Source organism: Allobosea sp. 47.2.35, from assembly GCF_024655635.1.
In the GTDB taxonomy this organism is placed as follows: Bacteria; Pseudomonadota; Alphaproteobacteria; order Rhizobiales; family Beijerinckiaceae; genus Allobosea.
On record NZ_JANLGI010000037.1, the window covers coordinates 1 to 25,236 of the forward strand.

At 64.0% G+C, this 25,236-nt stretch carries 20 protein-coding genes; 5 read left to right on the top strand and 15 right to left on the bottom strand.

From position 1 onward, the window contains the following. Window positions 1-456: 456 nt before the first annotated feature. From NUV79_RS24270 to NUV79_RS24300, 7 genes are all read right to left on the bottom strand, one after another. The gene (locus tag NUV79_RS24270; RefSeq protein ID WP_257735644.1) at window positions 457-1,125 is read right to left on the bottom strand and encodes a hypothetical protein; all 669 of its coding nucleotides are present in this window, start codon (window positions 1,123-1,125) and stop codon (window positions 457-459) included. A 288-nt stretch (window positions 1,126-1,413) separates the two neighbouring features. After that, window positions 1,414-1,584, bottom strand: coding sequence for a hypothetical protein (locus NUV79_RS24275; RefSeq protein WP_257735645.1), 171 nt, complete (start codon window positions 1,582-1,584; stop codon window positions 1,414-1,416). Window positions 1,585-2,128: 544 nt separating this feature from the next. Further along, entirely contained in the window at window positions 2,129-2,776 is a 648-nt protein-coding gene (locus NUV79_RS24280) for a hypothetical protein (RefSeq protein ID WP_257735646.1), read from the bottom strand. A gap of 79 nt (window positions 2,777-2,855) precedes the next feature. Continuing rightward, a complete protein-coding gene (locus NUV79_RS24285) occupies window positions 2,856-3,419 on the bottom strand; it encodes a Panacea domain-containing protein (RefSeq protein WP_257735647.1) in 564 nt (187 codons plus the stop codon). A 363-nt stretch (window positions 3,420-3,782) separates the two neighbouring features. After that, on the bottom strand, window positions 3,783-4,349 hold the full coding sequence (locus NUV79_RS24290) for a Panacea domain-containing protein (protein ID WP_257735648.1): 567 nt from the start codon (window positions 4,347-4,349) through the stop codon (window positions 3,783-3,785). 238 nt (window positions 4,350-4,587) lie between these two features. After that, window positions 4,588-5,283: a hypothetical protein gene (locus tag NUV79_RS24295; protein ID WP_257735649.1), complete on the bottom strand. Its 696-nt coding sequence runs from the start codon at window positions 5,281-5,283 to the stop codon at window positions 4,588-4,590. A 669-nt stretch (window positions 5,284-5,952) separates the two neighbouring features. Further along, on the bottom strand, window positions 5,953-9,675 hold the full coding sequence (locus tag NUV79_RS24300; RefSeq protein WP_257735650.1) for a vitamin B12-dependent ribonucleotide reductase: 3,723 nt from the start codon (window positions 9,673-9,675) through the stop codon (window positions 5,953-5,955). Between the two features lie 820 nt (window positions 9,676-10,495). Here NUV79_RS24300 and NUV79_RS24305 point away from each other — a divergent pair. The 4 genes from NUV79_RS24305 to NUV79_RS24320 all read left to right on the top strand — a co-directional run bounded on the left by NUV79_RS24305 (window position 10,496) and on the right by NUV79_RS24320 (window position 13,450). Then, the gene (locus NUV79_RS24305) at window positions 10,496-10,996 is read left to right on the top strand and encodes a hypothetical protein (RefSeq protein ID WP_257735651.1); all 501 of its coding nucleotides are present in this window, start codon (window positions 10,496-10,498) and stop codon (window positions 10,994-10,996) included. Window positions 10,997-11,057: 61 nt separating this feature from the next. After that, window positions 11,058-11,468, top strand: coding sequence for an NADH:ubiquinone oxidoreductase subunit NDUFA12 (locus NUV79_RS24310; RefSeq protein ID WP_257735652.1), 411 nt, complete (start codon window positions 11,058-11,060; stop codon window positions 11,466-11,468). Window positions 11,469-11,489: 21 nt separating this feature from the next. After that, the gene (locus tag NUV79_RS24315) at window positions 11,490-12,722 is read left to right on the top strand and encodes a glycosyltransferase (RefSeq protein WP_257735653.1); all 1,233 of its coding nucleotides are present in this window, start codon (window positions 11,490-11,492) and stop codon (window positions 12,720-12,722) included. A gap of 89 nt (window positions 12,723-12,811) precedes the next feature. Continuing rightward, window positions 12,812-13,450 (top strand): DUF2155 domain-containing protein, encoded by a 639-nt coding sequence (locus NUV79_RS24320; RefSeq protein ID WP_257735654.1) that lies wholly within the window; start codon window positions 12,812-12,814, stop codon window positions 13,448-13,450. A gap of 23 nt (window positions 13,451-13,473) precedes the next feature. On the opposite strand, the gene aat is transcribed toward NUV79_RS24320, so the two are convergent. Both aat and gyrA read right to left on the bottom strand, forming a co-directional pair. Beyond that, window positions 13,474-14,094: a leucyl/phenylalanyl-tRNA--protein transferase gene (gene aat, locus NUV79_RS24325; RefSeq protein WP_257735663.1), complete on the bottom strand. Its 621-nt coding sequence runs from the start codon at window positions 14,092-14,094 to the stop codon at window positions 13,474-13,476. Between the two features lie 289 nt (window positions 14,095-14,383). Further along, window positions 14,384-17,188 (bottom strand): DNA gyrase subunit A, encoded by a 2,805-nt coding sequence (gyrA, locus tag NUV79_RS24330; protein ID WP_257735655.1) that lies wholly within the window; start codon window positions 17,186-17,188, stop codon window positions 14,384-14,386. A gap of 211 nt (window positions 17,189-17,399) precedes the next feature. Between gyrA and NUV79_RS24335 the strand changes: the two genes are divergently transcribed. Continuing rightward, window positions 17,400-18,032: a MarC family protein gene (locus tag NUV79_RS24335; RefSeq protein ID WP_257735656.1), complete on the top strand. Its 633-nt coding sequence runs from the start codon at window positions 17,400-17,402 to the stop codon at window positions 18,030-18,032. Between the two features lie 60 nt (window positions 18,033-18,092). Here the strand turns inward: NUV79_RS24335 and NUV79_RS24340 are convergent, their stop codons facing one another. The 6 genes from NUV79_RS24340 to NUV79_RS24365 form a co-directional block, all read right to left on the bottom strand. After that, a complete protein-coding gene (locus NUV79_RS24340; RefSeq protein ID WP_257735657.1) occupies window positions 18,093-18,473 on the bottom strand; it encodes a hypothetical protein in 381 nt (126 codons plus the stop codon). Window positions 18,474-18,544: 71 nt separating this feature from the next. After that, window positions 18,545-18,895 carry a hypothetical protein gene (locus NUV79_RS24345; protein WP_257735658.1) on the bottom strand — a complete coding sequence of 117 codons (351 nt, stop codon included), beginning with the start codon at window positions 18,893-18,895 and terminating at the stop codon, window positions 18,545-18,547. A gap of 47 nt (window positions 18,896-18,942) precedes the next feature. Beyond that, window positions 18,943-20,121: an E22 family MetX-like putative esterase gene (locus tag NUV79_RS24350; RefSeq protein ID WP_257735659.1), complete on the bottom strand. Its 1,179-nt coding sequence runs from the start codon at window positions 20,119-20,121 to the stop codon at window positions 18,943-18,945. An 80-nt stretch (window positions 20,122-20,201) separates the two neighbouring features. Continuing rightward, window positions 20,202-21,944, bottom strand: coding sequence for an AsmA family protein (locus NUV79_RS24355; protein WP_257735660.1), 1,743 nt, complete (start codon window positions 21,942-21,944; stop codon window positions 20,202-20,204). 95 nt (window positions 21,945-22,039) lie between these two features. Beyond that, a complete protein-coding gene (locus NUV79_RS24360) occupies window positions 22,040-23,725 on the bottom strand; it encodes an ABC transporter permease (RefSeq protein ID WP_257735661.1) in 1,686 nt (561 codons plus the stop codon). Then, window positions 23,722-24,732, bottom strand: coding sequence for an extracellular solute-binding protein (locus tag NUV79_RS24365; protein WP_257735662.1), 1,011 nt, complete (start codon window positions 24,730-24,732; stop codon window positions 23,722-23,724). Before NUV79_RS24365 ends, NUV79_RS24360 begins: the two co-directional genes overlap by 4 nt. Window positions 24,733-25,236 lie beyond the last annotated feature (504 nt).

The following is a 25,236-nucleotide window of genomic DNA, read 5'->3' on the forward strand; positions in this document are numbered from 1 at the left end:
GGGCCGGGTCGAACGCCTCCGGGTAGGGAATCGTTTCGAAGTGAAGATCAGATAAGATCCATAGGCGCGGCAAGAAGGCGTCCTCAGAATTAGGCCTGCCGCCGATGGCAATGGCCAAATCACCGATTTGGTGAGGTGGCTCGACGCAATGGGCGGGCCTCTGTGAAGATATTGCGGTGACGAAATTCCGCTGGGCTCGAGAAGGTCAGAAACTCAATCAGACCTGGAGTAGGGCGATCACAGGTGTGCCACGGCTCATCGAGAAACCGGTCGGGCGCGTAGCACCAAGCTGGCCCTGGTCCGAGCTTATACTGTCGGGACAGGTATTCTGCGGCCGCTCCGTAGAGAGCGTTGCGTCGGGCCGAAGCCTGCAGCGGAGGCTCCTGCTCAAGCATCTGTTTCCGGTCTTGGGCGGACGAGGACAGGTAAAACTCGTCCAGGAATTCCTGGAGGAGATTATCTCCCAAAGTCGTCCCGCCCAGGGTCTCTTCGGCTGCTACTTCGTAAAGGGTCTCGGGGCGCATTGCGATTGCTCTTTTGACTCTTGTTCCCGCAGGCAAGCGCGGGGAATGGATTCCGCAGCATGAAACGCTGCTTCTCCGATGCCGCTGCGGATCTGGGGAAGAATTTTGCGAGACAGTGAATTGCGCCATCGACGGTGCTGATGCCGGTCACCTGAAGCAGGGCTCGAATATCCTTGATCTCAGTCGCGCCTTTGGCTGGGTCATTGACCCGCATGGCCTTGAGCTTGAGCGCCAGCATGTAGTCGGCTGCGGGAATGCTGACGGTGAGACCGACATCGCCAATCGATGCCCTGGGGAATGATCCAAAAATCTCATGATCACGCTTGGTGGCCAGACTGCTCAGATGGAAGGTGATGGCGTCGTTGAGCCATTCTGCCGACCAGTCTCGAGACCGCGCAATTCGTAACACCGCGTCATCAAGCCATTCCGGCTGAGGGATTCCAATTTCAACGATATCAGCACCTTCAGTCGAGAATCTGAAATTGCTCGCCAGGATCCGTGCTGCGCCATCGAAAACCGCGACGTCGAGGCGTTCGCCGGCGTCAACGGCGGCTTCGCCGAGCTCGTCCAGCGCGGAAAGAAGTTCATCGATGTTGAACACGCGGGTGAATATGCACTGCATAGGTCGTACCGCGATCAACCTTCAGTTCGGCAAAATCCGGCAGATTGGGGGCATTGCTAATTCGATGTGGCACGGGACGGATTGGGATTAGGAGACCCCGGCAAGGTCCCATCCGGCTGCGGTCAGAAGCCATCGGCCGCCCAACCGCCATCCGGGGCTTTACCAAACCAGTCCTTTTCCTTCGAGCGAAATGGCAGTCCGATTGATAATGCTGCTTCGCCCGCTGTCGAAGGGGCGGCCTTCTCATCGAGCTGCGCTTTGGTCGAACTAGCGGTCCACCCTACGCTGCTTGTCATTCGCGACAGGACCCAATGCCAGGATCTTCCTTGCGGCCTCGGTGAAAATCTCGGGGTTGATGATCTTGCCGCCGCCTGTCCAAAGGGTTTCTCGGCTAGCGTCTCTGATGATCTTGGTAGCCTTCCTGAGAGCTGCGCTCATACCTGTTCTCCACATAAAATCCGAAACTGAGGATACCCTACGAGGGGCATGTTCTGCAAAAAAGGTGAGGTTTGGACGTCGGTCAAATGTACGCCGTTGCAGGCAGACATCATCGGGAGTCGCGGGCTAGGCTTGCTCTGAGATAGCGCCGGGACGTAGGTTTAGGCCGGTGCGAGCCTCTTCGAGAGCATACCAACGCTCATCCCGGGGCATGCGCGCGCGGCGAAGTGGTTCGGCCGAGACGAAGAGCATTCTTCTCCGGAATGCTAATGGGCTTTCGGCCATTAGGAATGATTTTTCCTGATCGGTGCCGGGCGGAAACCAGGGCTTAGTCAAGAACCGTGCTTTTCGGTCCGTCCATCTGGGCGGCTCTCCCAGCCGCCACCGGCGCGCCAAATGCTCGCCAACAGCGCCAATATAGGCGTCTGTCTCGGAATGTCCGAGAAGGGCTGGTTCGCCCTCAATACGACGTGCTCGACTCGCTTGATCGTTGTCGAGATAAAATTCGTCGAGGAATTCGTGGAGCGCGACCGTGAGCGCCTGCTCACCCGATGCCGCCCGGCTCACGACCTCTGCGAGCGTTCCAGGTCGGCCGGCGTTTGACATGCTGACTCTGCTCCTTGGCGTATTGAATGACGTCGTCGATTTTTGCGAGAACGCGGTTGTCGATACCGGGGATGGTAGGGAAGAAGCCTTTCACCAGCTCCATAAGGGCAGCCCCGTTTCGGAGGCCGGTTACATGCATCAGTTGAGCGATGTCGTGGCGATCGCGACGTGCGCCATCAAGGTCCTCGCGACGGGAGGCTATCAACTTCATCGCAAGAATGTACTCGGGCGTTGGCAGAAAGACCCGCAATCCCGGTGTGCCATCATCCCGCGGATATTCTCCGAAGACATTCAAACGAGGCTGACGGCTGCCTGGCGAGGTAACCAGGTGCTTGACTGACTGGTTGAGCCAGTCGTCGGGAAGGTTCCTCTTCCGAGCGATCGCATCCGCCGCCTCATAGAGGAATTCCGATTCCGCGATGAAGACGGAATCGACGTCCCGGGTGACCTCGCGAATATCGGTTGCCAGAAGAAGGCACGCGCCGCCGTAAACCGCAATTTCAGCAATGAGCCCACGGGCGCGGGCCATTTGACCAAGATCGTCAAAGGCTAGCTCTAGAGTTTCCTTGGTGAGCTCCAACGGCATAGCTGATACTCAATCTTCTCCTGCCGTCGCTCATCGGCCACCCCAGCTTGCGGGTCAATGGCCGGCTGCGAACGAATGGTCATGAGGAGTGCGGAATCCCGTCGAAGCTGATTTGATCGCGTTCGCGACTTCGATGCCTTTCTACGAGCGTTTCAACATTTGGTTTGTGAAGCGCGCGGAACAGATCGGAGTAGCTGATCTGTCGCGCTGGACCGTTTGAATCAGACCATTCCGCGAATTCGTCGTGGGTCAAATCCCGTAGAGCGAAGCCGTCCAGATGTCCGTGTTTGGCCCATACCTCATCGAGGACTTCGATGGCCGCGATCGAGAGGTGGTCAAGGGCGTCGATGGAAAGGCCGAGGGCGGCCTGTACTGCATGGTGAACTCGAGCTCCGATGTACCGCTTCCATTCCAAATTGAGTGGGATTGAGGCGTTTACGTGATCGAGGGTCTCGGCGAGGACCGGGCCATGAGAGGTGGCGATCAGCGTGTCACCGGTCAGTGGGAGCTCATACGCATCCAAGTAGGCTCGTTCTGCGATGTAAACGAGCTTGAGCACTTTTAGCTCGTCGATAGAGCCTCCTGCGCGCAGAGCGAAGTATGCGGTGATCTGAGCCGCTTTCTCGACATTAAATGTGTTCATTCGACACCTGTGTCGATCGGCTCGGCTCGCGCCGAGCGATCCTATGAGTTGAAATAGCGGGCTCGTGCAGGAAGAAGCGCAATATCTCAGCGCCTCATTCAGGCTGCCGATACGGAAAAGCGCGCAAAATGGGAAACAATCGCCCGGCTAGACTGATTCCTGCCCGGTTGGAGCCCCCGGGCCGCTAGCGCCTACTCGCATCGGGGCGATCCTTCCCGATGCGGTGAACAAAGCAGCGGAGGCGAGATTCGATCTACATATAAGAGGTTTGTGAGACGGTGTAGCCGCCTATCAGCTGCGCGCCCCCGGCGGGCCTGAAGGAATCAGGAGGCAAGCGCCCAGGGTCGAAATTTCTTCGTTAGCTCAATGACGACTTCTGTGATTGCCGGATCGAGCGGGGGCTAATTGAAGCCCTTGTGCGATCTGGATATCTTCAATCAGCTCCTCGATATCGTCCTTACCGAGAGCTCGAAAAAGGTCAGCGTACGAAATCTCGTGCGAGGATCCCCGAGGGTCTGACCATTCAGCGCAGTTGTCGTGCGTGAAATTGCGTAGGGTGAGGCCATTCAAGTGGCCGTACTTCTGCCAAACCTCTTCAAGCACTTCGATATTGGCCGGCGACAACCTTTTGAGCGATTCCATCGTCACGCCAGGGACAACGCTGACCGTATTGCCCGATCGCTCGCTCACGACTGCCTGCCAACCGGGATTCGGTGATTCATTCACATGGTTTAGGGTCTCGGAGAGCGCGGGGCCGTGAGGCATAGCGACAAGCCTGTCGCCGGTCAGGGGCAGTTCGTAAGCGTCGAGGTAAGCGCGCTCCGCGAGGTACAAGAGCTTCGCGAGCTTCAGCGCATCGATGGTACCGCCTTCGCGAATGGCGAAGTATGCGGTCACATGCGCGGCCTTTCTGGGTTTAATTGCGTTCATTGTTGCCTTCTCAATCAGGTGGGTTTCAACGCCCGATTGCTTGCACTAATTGTTTGACAGCATCATAGCCAGATTGCTTCTACGTCGCCTACGAGTTTAAAAGTCGCAAAGCGGCAGTCTCGGGGAGTGGAATAGTCTGCTTCAATGGGGTTAATCTGGAACCCTGCTCACAATTAATCTTTCCGAATGTTATAGTGGCTGTTCACCCGATGCCTTGCAACCTTCCTGGCTCACGCTGTCATCGCACGCGCGGCAGAACAGCAATTGTCGTCGTTCTCGCGTGAGGCGAATAAGTGCGCTTAACTCCCCTGCTTTCGCCCTCGGTCGGGAAGTGAGTTTGAGAGAATGAGCACCAGTGCATGAACAAGCGCTGCAGCCATGTAACGACGAGGCGATCATTCCGTCCACTGATTGAACCGAGAGCATCGACAGCCTCGTTGTAAGCGACAGCGTCGAGAGCACGGAGTGTCGCGGGCTCGTCCGCATAGATCCTGACCATCTCAGCCTCAAGCTCGGCAAGCTGCTCGTCGTTCTCTGGTCTTCTTTCTTCGATCCTCGCGATCACCTCATAGAAGCGTCGCTGCAGAAATTCGTGCGTTCTTGCTCGACCAGACCAATCGTAAACGAGCTGCAGCGCGCCGATTACAGCGACGACAAAGCCGATTGTGACTGCGGTCGAGCCTGCTTCCATTGTTGGAAACTGCTTGGAAAAAATATTCCTGCCCAAGTCCGCGGCGGCCGTAGTGCCGAGGACGACGACAAGAAAGTTGGCGCTCTTGGACCAAGTATCGAGGCGTCGTTGGCGAGCCTTATGGTAGTGCGCATTTCGAAGAGCATCGAACCTGAGATTCCAGCCGCGGTACGAGATTCCGGATTTGTAATTCAGTTGGTCGGCACGGATTGAGGACTCAACTACCGGTTCAGTATCATTCATCAGCTATCTTTCGATCTGCCGCGAGGAGGCTGCGGGCGTGGCGGCGGCCGCGGTCCCGGGCCTCGGGTAGAAAATGTTGCGTGGGGTTCTGAGGGCGCATCGCCCAAGCCGTTCGTCAGAGCACGATCTTGGGAACGGCGTAGATGTGCTCCCTTTGCAATTCCCAACGAGACTTCTGTCTCGTGTATGCGACGCGTGAGGTGCTGGACTTGTCGACGGCGCTTGTTTGGATCCGTATTCGGCTCTGCTCGGATATCCCTCAAGCGATCGCGGAGTCGGCTCAGTTCGCGCTTCAGCTCGACTTCTTCAGTCTGACTTAATTTGCGGGGCTGCGAAGCTGTTTGCTTGTCGGGATTGCGCGCCGATACCTCTCGAGGAGGCACCCAGTTCTGTCCTGGAATGACAGGCTTTCGAGCCACAATTGATCATCCCTAACGTGCGTCCTGGATGATCAAATCAACGGGGATCGCATGCCATCAATTTCAATGGCGCTCTGATCAGAGTCGGGCATCCCATCAATCCGCCCGCCGCACACCGGACAATGATCCGACGGAACCCAATAATGAAAGGCGCCCGACATTGTCGGGCGCCCATTCGAATTGCGGAACTCAACCTGCAATCGCGGAAACACTATGCCTCGATTTTCATCATCATTCACAAGTCGGCATATCATGAGCAGCCGGTTGTACTTCCGCAGGTGTTGCACTTCAGGCAGGTGCCGTTGCGGACCAGCGTGAAGTTGCCGCACTCGCCGCAGCTGTCGCCGACATAGCCCTTCATGATCGCCTCGGCCCGACGCTCCGACTGGGTCGGCTGGGCGGCCGGCGCCGCGAAGCCGAGCTTGGCCATCTCCGCTTCGCCATAAGCCTCCTGCTCTTCCTTCAGCGCCGTCGCACCAGCCGTCGCCAGCGCCATGGCCGGAGCCGCGGTGCGGGCAACCGCGTCGTTGGCCGCGCCGCCGCCCTGGATGGCGAGCAGGTTGATCGGCTTGCCGCGGCGGAAGCCGGTGGAGGCGAGGGGAGTCGTCACGACCGGAGCCGCATCCGGCGCCTTGTCCTGATCGACGCCGCTGCCCATCACGTCATGGCCGATCTCGCTGGGATCGACATGGGCGAGGTCGTGGCGGCCGAGATAGGAGATCGCCAGCTCGCGGAAGACGTAGTCGAGGATCGAGGTCGCGTTCTTGATCGACTGGTTGCCGGCGACGAAGCCCGAGGGCTCGAAGCGGGTGAAGGTGAAGGCCTCGACATACTCCTCCAGCGGCACGCCGTATTGCAGGCCGAGCGAGACCGCGATGGCGAAGTTGTTCATCATTGCCCGGAAGGCCGCGCCCTCCTTGTGCATGTCGATGAAGATCTCGCCGAGGCGCCCGTCCGAATACTCGCCGGTATGGACATAGACCTTGTGGCCGCCGACCGTGGCCTTCTGGATGTAGCCGGTGCGGCGATCCGGCATCTTCTCGCGCTCGCGCTTGCGCTCGATGCGCTCGACGATGCGCTCGACGATCTTCTCCGAAATCTGGGTCGCGCGGGCCGCCATCGGCTGGGCGACCAGCGTCTCGACGGCGTCGTCGGCCTCGTCGTCATCGTCCGAGATCAGCGCCGAATTCAGCGGCTGCGAGAGCTTGGAGCCGTCGCGGTAGAGGGCGTTCGCCTTCAGCGCCAGCTTCCAGGAGAGCATATAGGCGCTCTTGCAGTCCTCGACCGTCGCCTCGTTCGGCATGTTGATGGTCTTGGAGATCGCGCCCGAGATGAAGGGCTGCGCCGCTGCCATCATGCGGATATGGCTCTCGACCGAGAGATAGCGCTTGCCGATGCGGCCGCAAGGGTTGGCGCAATCGAAGACGTTGTAGTGCTCGGTCTTCAGGTGCGGGGCGCCTTCAAGGGTCATCGCGCCGCAGACATGGACGTTCGCCGCCTCGATCTCGACCTTGCTGAAACCGAGGAAGGGCAGGAGCTCGAACGACATATCGTTCAGCTTCTCGGCCGGGACCTTGAGCGTGCCGGTGAGGAAATCCTCGCCCAGCGTCCATTTGTTGAAGACGAACTTGATGTCGAAGGCGCTCTTCAGCCCCTTCTCGACCGCCTCGATCTTCTCGTCGGTGAAGCCCTTGGCCCGCAGCGTCGAGGGGTTGACGCCCGGCGCCTGCTTCATCGAGCCATGGCCGACGGCATAGGCCTCGATCTCGGCGATGTCCGCCTCGCGGTAGCCGAGGGCGCGCAGCGCATCCGGCACGGCGCGGTTGATGATCTTGAAGTAGCCGCCGCCGGCGAGCTTCTTGAACTTCACCAAGGCGAAGTCGGGCTCGATGCCGGTGGTGTCGCAATCCATGACGAGGCCGATCGTGCCGGTCGGCGCGATCACGGTCGCCTGGGCGTTGCGGTAGCCGTAGCGCTTGCCCTGCTCGAGAGCCTCGTCCCAGACGATGCGCGAACGCTCCGCCATGGTGACGGCCGAGCCGCCGAGACGGGCCAGCGTCGCATGGTCGAGCGGCACCGGGGTGACGCTCAGGCCCTCATAGCCGTCGGCGAGGCCGTGTGCGGCGGCGCGGTGGTTGCGGATGACGCGCAGCATGTGGCTGGCGTTCTTCTTGTAGCCTGGGAAGGGGCCGAGCTCGCCGGCCATCTCCGCCGAGGTCGCATAGGCGACGCCCGTCATGATCGCGGTGAGCGCACCGGCGAGCGCACGGCCCTCGTCGGAATCGTAGCCGAGGCCCATGGTCATCAGCAGGCCGCCGATATTGGCATAGCCGAGGCCGAGCGTGCGGTATTCGTAGGAGAGCTCGGCGATCTCGCGGCTGGGGAACTGCGCCATCGTCACCGAGATTTCCAGCACGACGGTCCAGAGCCGGCAGAGATGCTCATAGGCCGCGACGTCGAAGGACTTGGTTTGCGTGTCGTAGAACTGCAGCAGGTTGGCCGAGGCCAGGTTGCAGGCGGTGTCGTCGAGGAACATGTACTCGGAGCACGGATTGGACGCCCGGATCCGGCCGGAAGCCGGGCAGGTGTGCCAGTCATTCATCGTCGAGTTGAAGTGCAGGCCGGGATCGGCCGAGGCCCAGGCGGCGTAGCCGATCTTCTCCCAGAGGTCGCGGGCCTTCAGCGTCTTGACGACCTTGCCGGTGGTGCGGCCGGTCAGGTTCCAGTCGTTGTCGTTCTCGACGGCGCGCAGGAAATCGTCCGTCAGCGAGACCGAGTTGTTCGAGTTCTGGCCGGAGACGGTGAGATAGGCGTCGGAATCCCAGTCGGTGTCATAGGTGTCGAAGGAGATGTCCTTGTAGCCCTGCTTGGCGAACTGGATGACGCGCTTGATGTAATTGTCCGGCACCAGCGCCTTGCGAGCGAGCTTGACCTCGCGCTTGAGGGCCGGGTTCTTCTCGGGATCGAAGCAGCTGTCGCCTTCGCCCTCGCAATTCACGCAGGCCTTGAGCACGGCCTTCATGTGCTTCTTGACGGTCTTGGAGCCGGTCACGAGGGCCGCGACCTTCTGCTCCTCCTTCACCTTCCAGTCGATATAGGCCTCGATATCCGGATGGTCGGCGTCGACCACGACCATCTTGGCGGCGCGGCGGGTCGTGCCGCCCGACTTGATAGCGCCGGCGGCGCGGTCGCCGATCTTCAGGAAGGACATCAGGCCGGAGGACTTGCCGCCGCCGGCGAGCTTTTCGCCTTCGCCGCGCAGCATCGAGAAGTTCGAGCCGGTGCCGGAGCCGTATTTGAACAGACGCGCTTCACGGACCCAGAGATCCATGATGCCGCCCTCGTTGACGAGGTCGTCCTGCACGCCCTGGATGAAGCAGGCATGCGGCTGCGGGTGCTCGTAGCTCGACTTCGACTTCACCAGCTTGCCGGTCTTGAAGTCGACGTAGAAATGGCCCTGGCTGGGGCCGTCGATGCCATAGGCCCAGTGCAGGCCGGTGTTGAACCATTGCGGCGAGTTCGGCGCGACGCGCTGGGTCGCGAGCATGAAGCGCAACTCGTCATGGAAGGCGGCCGCATCCTCCTCCGAGGAGAAATAGCCGCCCTTCCAGCCCCAATAGGTCCAGCAACCGGCGAGGCGGTCGAAAACCTGCTTGGAGGAGACCTCGGAGCCGTAGCGCTCGCCTTCCGGCAGCTCGGCGAGAGCGGCCTCGTCGGCGACCGAGCGCCAGAGGAAGGATGGAACGTCGTTCTCCTCGAACTTCTTCAGGCGCGCCGGCACGCCGGCCTTGCGGAAATACTTCTGCGCGAGCACGTCGCTGGCGACCTGCGACCAGGTCTCGGGAACCTCGATGCCTTCCAGCCGGAAGACGACGGAGCCGTCCGGGTTCTTGATCTCGCTGACGGCCGATCGGAACGGGATCGCGGCATAGGGCGACTGTCCGGCGGTGGTATAGCGGCGCTCGATGCGCATGATCTTCGTCCCTTGATCTGCCGCGGGCTCGCCTTGCAAGCCACGCGCGGCCGGTTGATCACCGGCTCCTGATGTCAGCCCAACTCGGTTTGATGCCCGGGATCATCGCGCGTCCTTATGGACGCGGTTACGATGATCCCACTCCATAGTGGAGCATCGGATTCATCCAAAAAGTGGCTTCCACTTTTTTGGTCCGATGCTTTGGGATCTCCGCGGTGTCGCCCCGCCGATGGTCCCGGACGCGCCCAAAATGCCCGCGCAAATCCGTTCGCTTCCGCTGTTGATGGCGGATGCGGCGGCAGGCCCGGAACACACTGGAAAACTAGGGTTTCGCAGTCATCCAGAGGGGGTGCCGCCGGCCGTCATGCGATGGTCAAAATCTAGTGCAGATGCCCATCGGGCGTCAAGGAATAGTGCCCCGTGATCCCTGTGGACACGACATCTGGTAGGGATATGTGGGTTATGGGGATAAGTTGCAAGGCCTCCGCTAAGCCTCGGAAATCACCGGGGAATCGGATGCGCATCGGCAAGATTGCCACAGTGCCGGAGGAAGCGCAGTCCTTAAAATCCCCACTATTCATGGTTGACGATTGGTGAAGCTGGCGGGTCCAGGGCTTGCTGCGAGCGTCGCTTTCAGAGCCGCCCGGAAGTGGCTGATCTCAGGCGATTTCCCGTCGAGTGCCGTCATCGCGGGCCTATTCGAATCGCGGTCGAATCGTGGCGAGCCGCTGAAGACACGCGCAGATTGAGCGACCTGCTTAAAGTGACGTTAGGTTGGCGGTGGTATGCGGATCGGAGCGTGATCCGCCCGGGACTGCCCATGCATCGCTATGCCTTCTGCCTGCTCCCTCTGGCGCTCGCCGGCTGCACCGACCGCGAGCCACTGGCTCCAGCCTTCGCGGGAGAATGGGCGTCACGCAAGATGGGGTGCCGCGAGGCGCCGCGCATCACCATCAACAAGACAGGCATTTCGGCCCCGGGGATGCCCGTGAATGGGTTGACCTTCACGAAGGCGACGGTTTCAGGATCGACGGCGCATGTCGTCATGGAGCTGAGTGCCAGCGCGCGACTCATGGCCGGTTCGCCTGACCCCAAAAAACCGCGATACGAGCTGGACCCGCGCGATATGGAGGTTCTGGCGACGCTGGTCGCATCGGGCCGGTTCGTCAACGCGACCAATGTCATGGTCAGGGACAAGCAGACCCGCCAGCTCAGGGCCGTCGAGCCCGACGTTCTCGCCGTCATGAGCCTGACGCGCTGCGACGCCAGTGAAACATCGCGCAGTTTCAGCACGGTCGGCCTGCCGCAGGCTGGACAGTAGCCGGTGCCGGGGCCATAAGTCGCCCGATTGTTTTGCATCGCGCGCACGGACTTGAAAGACGATGAAGGACTGGCTGCTGCAGATCTTCACCTGGTGGAACGGCCAGACGATCGGCACGCGTTTCCACACTTGGCGCCATGGCGAGCGGGTGGGCGAGGATGAGTTCGGCAATGTCTATTACCGCACCAAGGGTGGGGTGAAGGACAAGGCGCTCGGCTTCCAGCGCCGCTGGGTGATCTACAAGGGCGACGCCGAGGCCTCCAAGGTGCCGCCCGGCTGGAACGGCTGGCTGCATCACACCGTCGATGTCGCGCCTTCCGAGGAAAGCTACCAGCCGCGCGAATGGCAGCAGCCGCATCAGCAGAACTGGACCGGCACGGCTCTGGCCTATCGCCCGCAGGGATCGACCCTGGCTGAAGGCGAGCGTCCGGCCGCGACCGGCGACTACGAGGCCTGGACGCCCGGCCGTTGAGGCTCCCGGCAGAGCGTTCCCATGCGCATTGCCATCCAGACATTCGGCACGCGCGGTGACGTTCAGCCCTATATCGCCCTTGCTCGCGGCCTGACTGCGCGCGGCCACGACGTCCAGCTGGCCGCGCCCGAACAGTTTTCCGATCAGGCCTCGCGCCTGAGCGTTCCGTTCGCCCCGCTGCCCGGTAGGTTGCTGGACCTGCTCGATACCGATTCCGGGAGGGCCGCAATTGCCGCCGGTCGCGGCTTTTCCGCCGGCTTGGCCCTGCTCGGCAAGATCAGGCCGGCTATGACCCGATTGATGGATGCCGAATGGGAGGCTCTGCGGGAATTCGGACCTGATCTGATTCTGCATCACCCCAAGTCGCTCGTGAGCCCGGCGATTGCCGCCAGACTGGGCGCGCGAAGCCTACTTGCCTCGCCCTTGCCGGGCTTTACGCCCACATCTGCTTTCCCCAGCCCCATTCTGCCGATCAGGCTGCCGAGCCTGTTGAACAGGCCTAGCCACAGGCTGATGGCGGCTGCTCCGAGCCTCCTGTTCGGACGAATGCTGGCGCGATGGCGACAGGAGCGTCTGGGGCAGAGAAGCCGCTACCCGCCCCCTTCGATCGGCGTGCTCTATGCCTATAGCCGCCACGTGCTTCCGGTTCCGCCCGATTGGGATACCAAGCGTGTGCACGTCTGCGGCTACTGGTTTCTCGACGAGCCCGAAAGCGATATCTCGCCTGCGCTTGCGGCGTTTCTGGCTGCCGGAGCGCCTCCCGTCTATGTCGGATTCGGGAGCATGCCTGGCGATCGCCCGCGGGAACTGGCTGAAGCCATCGTCGCCGGTCTGCGCCTGGCGGGTCTGCGCGGCATTCTCGTCCGGGGTGGCGGGGCGCTCGATCTCCCGGAGCAGGGCGAGGACATGCTCATGGTCGATGCGGCGCCTCATGACAAGCTGCTTCCGCATGTCGCCGCGACGCTGCACCATGGCGGCGCGGGCACAACGGGAGCGAGCTTGCGGGCAGGGGTGCCGATGGCTATCCGGCCCTTCTTCGGAGATCAGCCATTCTGGGCTGGCCGGATTGCGGCCTTGGGAGCCGGCCCGGAAGCGCTGCCGCGGCAGCTGACGCCTGCTATCGTGGCGGCTGCGGCAGGGGCATTGCAGGTTCCGGAAACGCGAAAGCGCGCTGCTGAACTCGGCAAAGCGATCCGCGCCGAGCGGGGCATCGAGGCTGCGATCGTTTCCATCGAAGAGCGCATGGGCTGTTGACGAAGCAGAGCGCCCTTTTTCCGCTGCGATTGCCGTGTTACTGCGCGCCATCGCGGTCCTTCCGCGCTGTCGAAGAGATTCGCGCCCGCATGCCGTCGTTCTTTCGTTTCCCGATCCTGGCAGGCCTCGCCTCGAGCGCGCTGGTGACGCTGGCAGCCACAGGCCCGGCTCACGCTGATCGCATCCGCAATCCGACGGCCGTCTTCGCCGGGCTCGACAAGATCACCGGCCGCATCATCTCCTTCGAGGTGGCGATCGACGAGACCGTGCAGTTCGGCGCGCTGCAATTGACACCGCGCGTTTGCTGGACGCGTCCGCCGACCGAAGCGCCGCAGACCGACGCCTTCGTCGAGGTCGACGAGGTCACGGTCAAGAACGAGTACCGGCGCATCTTCACCGGCTGGATGTATGCGGCGAGCCCCGGCCTGCACGGCGTCGAGCATGCGATCTACGACGCCTGGCTGACCGACTGCAAAGGTGGGACCGAGCTCGTCGTCGATCCCAAGGAGCCGGAGGCGCCGCCGGCCGAAGATCCGCGCCGGCCACGCAACGCGCCGCGCGACCCCAACCTGCCGCCGCTTGGGCAGCAGCCCGGCCTGCCGCCGCCGGGCGGGCGCATCGATGTCGAGCCGCCGCGTGGCGTGCCGGTGCAGCCGCAGCGGCCGAGCCAGCGCTTCTTCCCGACCAATCCCGGCCAGGGGCGCGATCCGACCGGTGGCGGCGGCTAAGCCGTCGCAGCGGCGGTTTCTGTTCAGGACTGAGCGAGGACGTCCCGGCCGCTGATCGGCGCCGCGACGGGCCAGGCGTGCCAGTCGCCCTGGTGCTGCAGCGCGTCTTCGAGCAGCCGGCGATAGGCGTCACGCGGAATCTCGAGCGTGCCGAACTGGGCGAGATGGCCGGTCTGGAACTGCGTATCGAGCAGCCGATAGCCGCCGCGTCGTAGCCGGGCCACCAGATGCACCAGCGCGACTTTCGATGCGTCGGTTTCGCGGTGGAACATGCTCTCGCCGAAGAAGGCGCCACCCAGAGCGAGCCCGTAGAGCCCGCCCACCAGCCGGCCCTCGCGCCAGCATTCGACCGTATGGACATAGCCCAGCGCGAAGAGTTCGCCGAATATCTCGCGGATACGCCGGTTGATCCAGGTTTCGGTCCGGTCCGGTTTCGCTTCGGCGCAGGCGCTGATGACGGCGTCGAAGGCCGTGTCGACCCTGACCTCGAAGCGATCCGAGCGCACGGTCCGTGCTAATCGTGAGGAGAGATGGAAGCCGTCCAGCGGGATGATGCCGCGCAGCTCCGGCTCGACCCAGAACAGGCCGGGATCATCGGCGCTCTCCGCCATCGGGAAGATGCCGGCGGCATAGGCGCGCAGCATGATCTCCGGCGTGATCGCGGGGGTGCGGACGGGCACGGAACGAGCCTTCATGACCGGAGGGGAGCGTGAGGCGGGTTTTGAGTCAAACGAAGGCTACCAGACGGCCGCCTCGTCATGCTCGGGCTCGACCCGAGCATCTCGTGACGGAGAGGTGCCATTTCCGGCGAGAGATTCTCGGGTCTGCGCTTCGCGCTGCCCGAGAATGACGCGCGCTCATGCCACTTCACATGAGCCTCCCGACCATGGCTTCAGGCAATGTCTGAAGCCATGGCCACAAGAGGCTGACTGATCAGCCTTCCGTCGACTCGGCGCCGGGGGCATCGTCGCCCGCCTCGCCGTTCTCGCCACCTTCGCCATCATCGTTGATGCACTCGACCGAGACGACCTTCTCGTCCTTGTCGGTGTTGAAGACGGTCACGCCCTGGGTCGAGCGCCCGGCGATGCGGATACGGTTGTTCGGGCCGGCATCGACCGGCACGCGGATGAGCTGGCCGCCATCGGTGACGAGCATGAGCTGGTCGCTCTCCAGCGCCGGGAAGGAGGCGACGAGCTTGCCGTTGCGGTCGTTGACGACCATGGCGACGATGCCCTTGCCGCCGCGCCCGGTGACCCGGTACTCGAAGGACGAGGTGCGCTTGCCGTAGCCGCGCTCCGAGACCGTCAGGATGAACTGCTCGGCCGCGCCCATCGCAGCGTACTTCTCCTGACCAAGCTCGATGTCGCCGGCGCTCTCCTCGGCGTCGGCCTCGACCGGCGCCGCGGCTTCAGCGCCGTCCTCGGCCTCGCCGGTCAGCGCCCTGCGGGCGGCCGCGGCGCGCTTGAGATAGGCGGCGCGCTCGTCCGGCGTGGCGTCCAGATGATGCAGGATAGCGAGCGAGATCACCTCGTCGCCCTTGGCCAGGTTGATGCCGCGCACGCCGGTCGAATCGCGGCCCTTGAAGACGCGCACTTCCGGCACCGCGAAGCGGATGCACTGGCCGTCTGCCGTGGTCAGCAGCACGTCGTCGTTCTCGGTGCAGATCTGCACGTCGACGATGTGGTCGCCCTCGTCGAGCTTCATCGCAATCTTGCCGGCGCGGTTGACGTTGACGAAGTCGGAGAGCTTGTTGCGGCGCACTCCGCCCGAGGCGGTGGCGAACATCACGTCGAGCGTCTCCCAGCTCCCCTCGTCCTCCGGCAGCGGCATGATCGTGGTGATGCGCTCACCGGCCTCGATCGGCAGCATGTTGACAAGAGCCTTGCCGCGCGCGTTCGGCGCCGAGAGCGGCAGCCGCCAGACCTTCTCCTTGTAGACCTGGCCCTCCGAGGAGAAGAACAGCACCGGCGTATGCGTCGAGGCGACGAAGAGGCGGGCGACGAAATCCTCGTCCTTGGTCGCCATGCCGGAGCGGCCCTTGCCGCCGCGGCGCTGCGCCCGGTAGGTCGAGAGCGGCACGCGCTTGATGTAGCCGCCATGGCTGACGGTGACGACCATGTCCTCGCGGGCGATCAGGTCCTCGTCGTCGAGATCGGAACCCCAATCCTGGATCTCGGTGCGGCGCGGTGTGGCGAAGGCGGCCTTCACCTCGGCGAGCTCGGCCTTGACGATCGACTGGATGCGGGCGCGCGAGCGCAGGATGTCGAGATAATCCGCGATCTCCTTGGCGAGCTTCTCCAGCTCGTCGCCGATCTCGTCGCGGCCGAGAGCGGTGAGGCGCGACAGGCGCAGTTCGAGGATCGCCTTGGCTTGCGCATCCGAGAGCCGGTAGGTGCCGTCCGGGTTCATCGGGTGGCGCGGGTCATCGACCAGCGCGATCAGCGGCGCGATGTCGTCGGCCGGCCAATCGCGCGCCATCAGCGATTCATGCGCGGCGGCCGGCGTCGGCGCCGTGCGGATCAGGCGGATGACCTCGTCGATATTGGCGACCGCCGTGGCGAGGCCGCAGAGCACATGAGCGCGCTCGCGGGCCTTGTTAAGCAGATAGCGCGTGCGCCGCGAGACAACGAGCTCGCGGAACTCGACGAAGGCGGTGATGAAATCCTTGAGGTTCAGGACTTCCGGGCGGCCGCCGTTCAGCGCGACCATGTTGGCGCCGAAGGAAGTCTGCAGCGGCGTGAAGCGGTAGAGCTGGTTCAGCACGACATCGGCGACGGCGTCGCGCTTGATCTCGATGACGACGCGCACGCCCTCGCGGCTGGATTCGTCGCGCAGGTCGGAGATGCCCTCGATACGCTTCTCGCGCACGAGATCGGCGATCTTCTCGACCATCGTCGCCTTGTTCACCTGATAGGGAATCTCGGTGACGACGATCGCCTCGCGCTCCTTGCGCATCTCCTCGATATGCGTCTTCGAACGCATCACGATCGAGCCGCGGCCGGTGTGATAGGCGGAATGGATGCCGCTGCGGCCCATGATCGAGGCGCCAGTCGGGAAGTCCGGACCGGGGACGATCTCGATCAGGTCGTCGATCGAGATCTCGGGATCGTCGATATAGGCGACGCAGGCGTCGATGACCTCGCCGAGATTATGCGGCGGGATGTTGGTCGCCATGCCGACCGCGATGCCGCCGGCGCCGTTGACGAGCAGGTTGGGATAGCGCGCCGGCAGGACCGTCGGCTCATGCTCCTTGCCGTCGTAGTTCGGCTGGAAATCGACCGTGTCGAGGTCGAGATCCTCGAGCAGCGGGATCGCCGCCTTGTCGAGGCGCGCCTCGGTGTAACGGTCGGCGGCAGGTGAATCGCCGTCCATCGAGCCGAAGTTGCCCTGGCCGTCGATCAGCGGCAGGCGCAGCGAGAAATCCTGCGCCATGCGCACCAGCGCGTCATAGACCGCGAGATTGCCGTGCGGATGGTACTTACCCATAGTGTCGCCGACGATACGGGCGCATTTGGTATAGGGTCGCTCGGGCAGGTTCTTGTTCTCGTGCATCGAGAACAAGATGCGGCGGTGGACCGGCTTCAGGCCGTCGCGGACATCGGGCAGAGCGCGGCTCACGATCACGCTCATGGCGTAATCGAGATAGCTCTTCTTCATCTCGTCGGTGATCGCGATCGGCTTGATGTCGCCGCCGAGATCCGGGGCTCCGTCGCGCTTGTCGTCGGTATCGTCGCTCAAGGGGAAATGTCCCGATTCCTGCTGGTTTTTCAGCCTTCTGGCTATCCGATTCCGGCGGGAGAAGCCAGCGAAAGCGGGCGCTGTCCAAGCAAAAATTCTGTCAATGAATTCAGCATGTTATGAGCAATTTTCGGATGCGTTCCGGCACACCGCCATATTCCGGCCTTTCTTGGCGCGTGACGGCGGGCCTTGGGCATGCTGATGTGGCGCCATGTTCATCGAATTCGCCACCGCCGCGCTCGTCACCATGCTGGTGACGCTCGACCCGCCGGGCCTCGCGCCGATCTTCCTGTCGCTGACGCGCGGGATGTCGGAGGGCGAGCGCAGGCAGGTCGCGATCCGCGCCTCGATCATCGCCTTCTGCATCATGGCCTTCTTCGCCGTCGCGGGCGACATCGTGCTGAAGGCGCTCGGCGTCTCGCTGCCGGCCTTCCGCATCGCGGGCGGGCTGCTGCTGTTCTGGATCGCCTTCGAGATGGTGTTCGAGCGCCGCACCGAGCGCAAGCAGCAGACGGCCGAGACTGCGATCACGCAGGATCACATCCGCAACGTCGCGGCCTTCCCGCTGGCGATCCCGCTGATGGCAGGGCCGGGCGCCTTGACGGCGATGATCCTGCTCGCCGGCCGCGCGCATGGCGACCCGCTGCTGCTGGCGACGCTCGCGGTAATCTGCGGGCTGGTGGTGCTGTCCTGCCTCGTCGTGTTCCTGACGGCGACGCCGATCGCGAAGCTTCTGGGCGTCACCGGCAATATCGTGCTGACGCGCCTGCTCGGGGTGATCCTGGCGGCGCTCGCCGTGCAGTTCGTGATCGACGGGATCAAGGCTGCCGCGCAGGCGGGGTAGGGTGAGGATGAGGGGCGGTTTCGGCCCGTTGCGGACGAGGGCCGGAACGCTCAATTGCCGTTAGCGCCAGCTCCGTCTAGGCGGCAGCTTCGCCATAGCTAAACTGCTTTCGCTACGTTCCATGATTGCAATGACGTTCGCGGCTGCAAAGGGAAGCTCGGTTCCCGACCAAAGCTCGTCATTTTCAGCTATCTCGGTGGGGTCATTGTCGAGAACGCCGATAAAGGAGCCCTCATTTCGAGCGACTACCAGGACCCACATCCGCTCCACAACGACGCGATCCCCAACGGCAATTTCGAACATCAGCTTTGCGAAATCGCCGGCCCGCAATCCTTCGCGCTCTGGCCGCGTGGGGATTGGAAACGTTCCCGGAGCCCATTGATGGTGCTCTTCGCCATTGAGCAATTGCCAGCCGTCGATCGCCACTGAGGGGAAGCGCATGCGTCATCCTAGCGCTAAACCGAATGTCCGCAATCGACCCATTGCTGACCTCGTGGCGCCGCGCGCGGCAATCAGCGCCTCGGCCCCATCGTCCCGATCGTCTTCAAGCGCGCCGACCTGACCCAGCCGCTGACGTCGTTGCCCGTTCGGGGATTGAGATACATCACCGACGACCAGCCGTCTCGCGTCTGAGCATAGGCGACGACCTCGTCCTTCGGGATGATGAAGACGCCTTTCATCGGGCAGGCGCTGTCCGGTGCCGAACGGAACTGCAGGCGGCCGGAGCCGATCACGACCTGGCTCAGCGGCGGCGAGAGGGCGGGAGCCCGGTCCGAGCCTGCCTGCGGCTCCGTGCAGGCGGCGTGAGCGCCCTGGATGGCCAGGGCGCTCAGCAACAGGATGACGGGCCATATCGGCTTCATGGCCGGCTCTTTCGCGCTGCATGTCGCGTGGCGACCCGCGCGACGAATTACTTCTCCAGGAACGCCCGGATCGCGCCTTCCGCCTGCTTCATCGACACCACGCCATCGAGATGGCCGCGGGTGCCGTCGATGGTGGCGTGGGTGATGTCGCGCCCGGCGGCCTTCGCCGCCTTCACCGTCGTCGCGACCATGTCGGGCGTGAAGACGAGGTCCTTCGGCTGCGTGATCAGCAGCATCGGCGCCTTGATCCTGGCCATGCCGTCGGCAAGCGACGTGCCGCCCGCGGCGAACAGCTGGTTCGCCTTGACGAGATAGAGGAAGTGGTTGGCGTCTGAGACTTTCGCGCGGGCCATGCCGGCATTGTCGAGCACGCTCTGGACCTGGAACTTGTTGGCGAGCGCCTTGGCGGGATCGTCGCCCTCCTTGGCCGGGCGGCGGCCGAAGGTGGCGTTGGCCCAGTCCTGGTGGTTGGCCTGCAGCGTCACCGCCGTCAGCGCCTTGGCGAGGCCGGCGAGCGGCGGCGCCTTGCCGTAATAGTCGCCATTGTTCCAGTTGGGATCGACGAGGATGGGCGCGGCCCAGACGTCGAGCCAGGCGATCAGCATCGCATCGGCCTCGCCGGCGCCGATCACCGGCATGGCCTTGGCGACCATCTCGGGATGGCTCGCCGCCCATTCGAAGGTCTGGAGCGAGCCCATCGAGGGGCCGGCGACCAGCGCGAGCTTCCTGATGCCGAGGCTCTCGACCAGCGCCTTCTGAACCTCGACGAAGTCGCGGACCGTGACGATCGGAAAGTCGAGCCCATAGGGCTTGCCCGTGTCAGGATTGGTCGAGGCGGGGCCGGTGGTGGTGGTCTTGGGATCGCCGGTGTTGAGGTTCACCAGCGTGTCCGAGGACAGGACGAAATACTTGTTGGTGTCGATCGCCTTGCCCGGGCCGATGATCGCGTCCCAGTAACCCGGCGCCGGGTCGTTGGCCGCGTATTTGCCGGCGGCGTGCGAATTGCCCGAGAAAAAGTGGCAGATCAGGATGGCGTTGGATTTGTCGGCGTTGAGCGTGCCGTAGCTCTCCCAGCCGACGCGGACATTCTTCAGCGTGCGCCCGCTCTGGGTGGTGAAGCTCGGGATCTCGAAGACCTTCTTCTCGACCGCCAGATCCTGCGCCTCGGCCATGCCTGCCGTCATCCATCCTGCGAGCGCCAGAGCACCCATGATCCACATCTTCATCGCTGCATCCTTCCCGCTGCCGCAACAAGCTCTGGCGGCATGAGAGCGGATTTTGGGGAAACGCGAAAGCCAGGCTTAAGTCAGCGCGTGAGCAGCGTCGCGCCGGCCGGGCTCAGGAACGCCTCGGTTTCGAGGTCGAAGGCCGGCGCATCGACTGGCCCCTTGAGCACGAAGGGCAGCTTCAGGGCGCCGTTCGGCGAGGCAAGCAGCGCGGTCATGTCGAGGCTGCGGCTGCGCAGCGAGGCGCTGCCGGCGAGGTTGAAGCGGTAGTTCTGGCCGTTCATCTGCGCTTCGGTCAGGGCGAGGATGCCGCCGGCGATCCCGGCATGGACCGAGATCGTCTCGAACGGCGTCTTGCCCTGTCGCCAGTCGCGCAGCGCCTGGACCGGGCTGCGTTCGGCACGGCGGAGCAGTTCGGCGAAGGCGACGCCGCCGATTTCGCCCTGCCGGGCCGTGAGGTTGACGCGTCCGGTGAACGAGCCCAGCAACTCGTCGAAGGTGCGGCCGACGCCGTCGAGAGCCAGCTGCAAGCCTGCCGTTCCGCTCAGGCGCGCGAGTTGCGGCAGGTCGGACGCGGCCTGGCCGATGTTCACCTTGTCGAGGCCTGCCTGAATCTTGACGTCCACGCCAGCAGGTGCACCGATCGCGAGCAGGCGGCTCTTGACGCTGCCGCCATAAGCGCCGGCGCGGAGCAACCCGGTCTCGAAGCGCCCCTTCTTGACCAGAAGATAGGTCGCGACGTCGCTGAGCTTGGCGCCCTTCAGGCGGGCGGCATCGACCGAGATGCGCAGGTCGATATCGCGGGCGGTCCAGGCGTCGAGATCGAAGGGGGTGGTGTCCGCCACGTTGACGGCCGGCACCGGCAGGCGGTCGATGAGGCGTCCGAGATCGAGCGTCGCGCCGGCAAGCGTGCCGGACAGCGCGAAGCGCCCGCCGGTCTCCGCGAGCTTGATCGCGCCGTCCAGGCGTTCGCCGTCGAGATTGACGATGGCGCTGTTGAACGAGACTTCTCGCGCCTTCACCTGGATATCGGCCGAGACGGCGACCGCGCCGAGCGCCGAACCCAGGCGCGATTCCTCGCCGAACCAGCCGAGCAGCTTCGGCAGCGAGGGGGTGGAGAGAACGAGGGGGCCGCTGATCACCGGCTCACCGGGTCCGGAGCGGCTGCCTTCGAAGCGCAGCTTCAGCAGGGAGGAGGTCGCCGACAGGGCCGCCTTGGCGTTGCCGCCGACCATCGGCCAGAGCAGGCTCACCTCGGTCGGAACGCCGCGCCAGTTCAGCGAGCCGGACAGGTTGAGCGGTTCGTTCAGGCCGCGTTCGTCGATGACGAGGTCGAGATCGCGCACGACGCTCTGGATAGCGCCGCTGGCCCGCAGGAAGAGCGAACCCGAGCGGATGACGATCTTGCTCTGGCTCTGCAGCCGTTCGAGTTCGGCCAGGGGAGAGGCAAGCCATTCGGTGACGCCGTCGCTCCCGGCGGGAACGGCGACATCGATCCGCGGCGCGATGAGGTCGACCCGGTCGAAGCTGATCCGCCCGCCCAGAAGCGGCAGAAGGCGCAGATGCGCCTTGACCCGCACGGCCTCGCCGGCGAGCGCGCCGTCACGCTGGGTGAAGGCGACCTGGGACAGGCTGATGCGGGGCAGGGGCAGCAGGGCGAATTCGGCCCGCTCGATCGCCTTGACGACGAAGCCGGTCCGCTCCTCGATCGCCTTGATCGCGCTGCGCTGGACGCGCCCGAGCGCGACGTCCCAGGACTGCAAACCGAGCAGGCCGATGGCGACGACGAGGCTGAAGGCGATAATCGCAGCGCGTCTGGTCATGGACTTCCGAATCGGCACCGGCCGAAAGTCAGCCAGCCCCCTGGCGGCAGAGGGTTTAGGCTGATCTCGGGGGCTTGTCGAGGCTGGGCAGCCGGCTATCCCGTGCGATCTGCGCCGGTTTTCGCCAGAACGAAGGCCGGATAGAGCCCGGCCAGGATGATCAGCAGTGCCGCCAGCGCCCCATCCTCGAAGACGCCGCGCGAGGCATGGCCGTAGACCACGGTCGCGAGCGTATCGAGATTGAGCGGGCGCAGCAGCAGCGTCGCGGGCAGTTCCTTCAGGCAATCGACGAAGACCAGCAGCGCCGCAGCGGCAATGGCCGGGCGGGCGAGCGGCCAGTGGATGCGGCGCGTCACCTCCGTGCCGCCGGCTCCGAGCGCGCGCGCCGCATCGTCGATGCGTGGCGAGACGCGCGACAGGCCGCTCTCGACGCCTGAAACTCCGATCGCGAGGAAACGCACGGTATAGGCGATGACAAGCGCAGCACCCGAGCCGATCAGGATCAGGCCGGGCTTGAGCCCGAACAGGGCGGATGCGGCATTCGCCAGCAGATTGTCGAAGGCGGCGATCGGGATCAGCAGGCCGAGCGCCAGCACCGTGCCGGGCACCGCATAGCCCAGGCTGGCGATACGGGCGAGGGGCTTCAGCCAGGTCTCGCGGCCGGAGCGGGCCGCCGTGGCAATGCCGAGGCCGAGGCCGACCACGAGGAACGCTGCCAGTCCCGACAGCAGCAGTGCATTGCCCAACAGCCTGAGCAGGGCGGTGTCGAACTGCGTCAGCAGGCCGCGCTGCAGGATCTCGACGACGAGATAACCGATCGGCAGGGCGGCCCCGAAAAGCACCGGAAGAGAGCAGGCGAGAGCAGCCAGCACCGCGGCGCGCCCATGCAGCGGGCGGCGCGTGACCGGGCGCGGCTGCCGGACGGGCAGGGCGAAGCGGCGCTGCCCGCGCAGCTTCACCTCGATGAGGATCAGCGCAAAGACGAGCAGCAGCATGACGCAGGCGATCTGGGCCGCGCCCGGCAGCGAACCGCGATTGACCCAGGTCGTGTAGATCGAGAGCGTCAGCGATCTCACGCCGAGATATTCGGTGGCGCCGATATCGTTCAGCGTCTCCAGCAAAACGAGGGTGAGCCCGGCGGCCAGCGCCGGGCGCGCGAGTGGCAGCCCGATGCGCCAGAACAGCCGGCCGGGAGCGGCGCCGAGATTGCGCGCGGCCTCGACGATGCTGGCGCCCTGCACGCCGAAGAGCGCGCGCGTGCTGAGATAGACGTAAGGGTAGAGCACGATCGCCATGATCGCGATCGCGCCCGGCAGGTTGCGCGGATCGGGAAACCAGTAGTCGCGCAGGGAACGCCAGCCGGTAGCTGCGCGCAATGCGCTCTGGAGCGGCCCCTGGAAGCCGAGGAACTCGACGTAGATATAGGCTGTTAGGTAGGTCGGCAGCGCCAGCGGCAGCACCAGCAGCCATTCGAGAGAGCGCCGGCCCGGAAAATCATACTGGGTCACCAGCCAGGCTGTGCCGACACCGATGACGGCGCAGGCCGCGCCGACGCCGGCGAGCAGGATGCTGGTCTGGACGAGGGCCGTCGGCAGGACATTGGCGGCAAGATGCGGCCATATCTCGACCGCTTGCCGGGAGGAGACGGCGGTCGCGACCAGCGCGAGCAGCGGCAGCAGCACGAGCGCGGCCCCGCCGATCGCGGCATAGACAAAACGGCTCGACGGCCGCCACGGGAATGGCGACCGCCGCTGATGGTTGAGCGGTTGGCTCAGGCTCAATTGTCGAAGCCGACCTTGTCGACGAGGTTCGCCGCGGCCTTGCGCTGCTTGGCGACCTCCGAGAGCGGCAGCTTGTCCGGCGTGACGGCACCGAGCAGCTTGACGGCGGCGGAGTCGGCGACGGCGGTGTTGACCGGGAACTCGAAATTGCCGTTCGCGTAGAGCGCCTGGGCCTTGTCGCCGAGCATGTACTCGACCAGCTTGACCGCGTTCGCCTTGTTCGGGGCATTCTTGGCCAGCGCCGCGGCCGAGACGTTCACATGCGTGCCGGCATTGGCGAAGGTGGTCTTGAGCGGCTTGATCGCGTCGAACCAGCCCTTCTGCTCGTTCTTCGCCTCGCTCATCAGGCCGATATAGTAGGTGTTGATGATGGCGATGTCGCAGAGGCCGGACTGGATGTCGCGGGCGACGTCGCGGTCGCCGCCGCCGGGCTTGCGGGCTGCGTTGGCGCGCAGCGCCTTCAGGTAGGCCTCGGTCTTCTCGGCGCCGTGATGGGCGAGATAGGCCGCGAACAGCGCGTTGTTGTAGGGGTGCTGGCCGGCGCGGATGCAGAACTTGCCCTTCCACTTGGGGTCGGCGAGGTCCTCATAGGTGATCGCGTCCTGCTTGATGCGATCCTTGGAGACGACCACGACGCGGGCGCGCTTGGTCAGCGTGACCCAGTTGTTGTCGGGGCGCAGCTGCGCCGGGACGGTCTTGTCGACGAGGTCGGACTTGATCGGCTGGGTGATGCCGGCCTCGACCGCGGCATTGATCTCGCCGACATCGACCATCAGCATGACGTCTGCCGGGCTGTTGGCGCCCTCGGCGCGGATGCGCTCCTGCAGGCCGTCCTTCAGGAACACGGCGTTGACCTTGACACCGGTATCCTTGGTGAAGGCTTCCAGCACCGGATTGAGCAGGGCCGGCTCGCGGGTGGTGTAGAGATTGACGTCCTGCGCGAAGGCAGGAGCAGCCAGCAGGCAGGAAGACAGCGCCAAGGCGTGGAGATAGGTCTTTGCGGTCATTCTTCTGCTCCGTCGATGGGCGCGATCAGCGCGACAGGCGAGCGATAGAGCGCCCTCCGCGGAGCGTCAATGAAGTAATCCTTTGATATCAATGCCTTATAAGAATTCTAGAGTTCTTCTTATTTTGACGAATTCTAATAAATGAGGCATTCCATTGGAAAGACGGCGAGAATTCGGGAGGGCCGGGGTCGTACGCCCTTCGGCTGAGGCGACCTGTCGCGGCTGATACTGGCGGTCGCTTGTCGAGCGGGAAGGCAGCAACAGCTCACGCGATGAGCAAAAGCGCGGTCGTTCGGGGGCCGAAGGCGCGAACCCGGAACCCATGGACACGGCGCTCTCCGTCATGGTCGGGCTTGTCCCGACCATCCACGTCTTCCTTCAGTGAAGGTAGCGTTCAAGACGTGGATGCTCGCCCCAAGGGCGAGCATCACCCCCACACCCACACCCAAAAAAAAGAAAACAATATCGCCCCGGCAGCCCAAACGACAACAAACGCAACGGCTC

What these genes read in the sequence shown, in the direction of transcription:
- NUV79_RS24275 (WP_257735645.1), bottom strand. Translation starts at nt 1,584, where the DNA reads ATGAGCGCAGCTCTCAGGAAGGCTACCAAGATCATCAGAGACGCTAGC.
- NUV79_RS24280 (WP_257735646.1), bottom strand. Translation starts at nt 2,776, where the DNA reads ATGCCGTTGGAGCTCACCAAGGAAACTCTAGAGCTAGCCTTTGACGAT.
- NUV79_RS24285 (WP_257735647.1), bottom strand. Translation starts at nt 3,419, where the DNA reads ATGAACACATTTAATGTCGAGAAAGCGGCTCAGATCACCGCATACTTC.
- NUV79_RS24290 (WP_257735648.1), bottom strand. Translation starts at nt 4,349, where the DNA reads ATGAACGCAATTAAACCCAGAAAGGCCGCGCATGTGACCGCATACTTC.
- NUV79_RS24295 (WP_257735649.1), bottom strand. Translation starts at nt 5,283, where the DNA reads ATGAATGATACTGAACCGGTAGTTGAGTCCTCAATCCGTGCCGACCAA.
- NUV79_RS24300 (WP_257735650.1), bottom strand. Translation starts at nt 9,675, where the DNA reads ATGCGCATCGAGCGCCGCTATACCACCGCCGGACAGTCGCCCTATGCC.
- NUV79_RS24305 (WP_257735651.1), top strand. Translation starts at nt 10,496, where the DNA reads ATGCATCGCTATGCCTTCTGCCTGCTCCCTCTGGCGCTCGCCGGCTGC.
- NUV79_RS24310 (WP_257735652.1), top strand. Translation starts at nt 11,058, where the DNA reads ATGAAGGACTGGCTGCTGCAGATCTTCACCTGGTGGAACGGCCAGACG.
- NUV79_RS24315 (WP_257735653.1), top strand. Translation starts at nt 11,490, where the DNA reads ATGCGCATTGCCATCCAGACATTCGGCACGCGCGGTGACGTTCAGCCC.
- NUV79_RS24320 (WP_257735654.1), top strand. Translation starts at nt 12,812, where the DNA reads ATGCCGTCGTTCTTTCGTTTCCCGATCCTGGCAGGCCTCGCCTCGAGC.
- aat (WP_257735663.1), bottom strand. Translation starts at nt 14,094, where the DNA reads ATGCTGCGCGCCTATGCCGCCGGCATCTTCCCGATGGCGGAGAGCGCC.
- NUV79_RS24335 (WP_257735656.1), top strand. Translation starts at nt 17,400, where the DNA reads ATGTTCATCGAATTCGCCACCGCCGCGCTCGTCACCATGCTGGTGACG.
- NUV79_RS24340 (WP_257735657.1), bottom strand. Translation starts at nt 18,473, where the DNA reads ATGCGCTTCCCCTCAGTGGCGATCGACGGCTGGCAATTGCTCAATGGC.
- NUV79_RS24345 (WP_257735658.1), bottom strand. Translation starts at nt 18,895, where the DNA reads ATGAAGCCGATATGGCCCGTCATCCTGTTGCTGAGCGCCCTGGCCATC.
- NUV79_RS24350 (WP_257735659.1), bottom strand. Translation starts at nt 20,121, where the DNA reads ATGAAGATGTGGATCATGGGTGCTCTGGCGCTCGCAGGATGGATGACG.
- NUV79_RS24355 (WP_257735660.1), bottom strand. Translation starts at nt 21,944, where the DNA reads ATGACCAGACGCGCTGCGATTATCGCCTTCAGCCTCGTCGTCGCCATC.
- NUV79_RS24365 (WP_257735662.1), bottom strand. Translation starts at nt 24,732, where the DNA reads ATGACCGCAAAGACCTATCTCCACGCCTTGGCGCTGTCTTCCTGCCTG.